Source organism: Pseudoalteromonas sp. CST2 (assembly GCF_028599385.1).
GTDB lineage: Bacteria > Pseudomonadota > Gammaproteobacteria > Enterobacterales > Alteromonadaceae > Pseudoalteromonas > Pseudoalteromonas atlantica.
Genome location: NZ_JAQREO010000031.1, coordinates 1 through 1,305, shown reverse-complemented (window position 1 = coordinate 1,305; position 1,305 = coordinate 1). Strand labels below are relative to the sequence as shown.

At 38.8% G+C, this 1,305-nt stretch carries 1 protein-coding gene; it reads right to left on the bottom strand.

Going from position 1 to position 1,305, the window contains the following annotated elements; translation table 11 throughout:
* Positions 1-28: 28 nt before the first annotated feature.
* A protein-coding gene (locus PSH41_RS19990; protein WP_273590050.1) for an IS3 family transposase occupies positions 29-1,263 on the bottom strand; the annotation gives its coding sequence in 2 pieces (ribosomal slippage) (positions 29-912 and positions 912-1,263; 1,236 coding nt in all).
* Positions 1,264-1,305 lie beyond the last annotated feature (42 nt).

The following is a 1,305-nucleotide window of genomic DNA, read 5'->3' as shown; positions in this document are numbered from 1 at the left end:
TGTCCCGTCCTGAAATAGGTTGACGGTTTTAATGAAAGACTTGGTGCGAAAGCGCCAGGTCTTTTTTATGCACTTGATTTGGTGTTTTCATATCCAAACTTAAGTGCGGTCGCATTTCATTGTATATAAATATCGATTCTTCAACGAGCTGTTTTAACTCTGCCATATTGCGACATTTATACAGTAAAAACTCTTGCTTTAATATCCCGTTAATACGCTCTGCTAATGCGTTTTGATAACAGTCATACCCATCGGTCATCGATGGTCTAATGCCCTCTTTTAATAGCGCATTTTGATATACTTCCGAGCAATATTGTAAACCTCTATCTGAATGATGAATGGCATCACGTTTATATACGCGTTGCTTAATTGTCATTTCTAATGCTCTGACTACATCGGTTGCTTTCATTTCATCACTCAGCTCATAACCCATTATTTTTCGACTGTAAGCATCAGTGACTAACGATAGGTAATGCACGCCTTGCGCTGATTTTACGTATGTAATGTCACTAACGAAGACTTCCTCGGCCGCAGTAGGCATGTATTCCTTTAGTAAATTGGGATGCTTGCGCATCCAATGGTTACTGTTTGTTGTTTTAGTGTAATTTTTCTTTGGTTTTACAAGAAAGTCATGCTCTCTCAAATAATCAAAAAAACAATCACGACCTAGTTTAATGCCACGCTCTTGCAGGTCTGGCTTTATCATCAGATAAAGTTTCTTCCCACCAATACGAGGCATGAATTGCCGCCAGTACATCACTAATTCTTTGACTGGCTCCAATTTTTTATTCCGAGCATCTATTCTGCGCATAGCTTGATAGTAACCTTGTCGCGTTACGCCATATGCACGGCATAACGGAGTAAGCTTTATTTGATGGTTTTCTTTTGCGCGCGTGATAGCTCGGATATGTACTTTTTTCGCAAGCCCGCTCCATATTCTTCATCCATAATATTAATCATTTCATCTTTGATTAAATCCTTTAGGCGTAACTCTTCTATCTCGCGCTCTAAACGTTTAATTTTTTGTGCTGGGGTTTCTTTCGATTTAGGCATGTTGGCTATATAAGTTGGTTTAGACCAATCTAATTTACCATGTTTTCGCAGCCATACCAGAACGGTACTGCGGCCTTGAATGCCGTAATGACTTTGCGCTTGTTTATAGGTGAAGTCGCCTTTTTCTACTTGCTCAACAATAGATAATTTAAAGCCTAATGTATAATCTCGCTGAGTACGCTTAACGTCTTTAGTTTTAGTGGTTTTCATAAAATAAGTCCTAAATGTGTAAACACATTTCAGGACAAGACA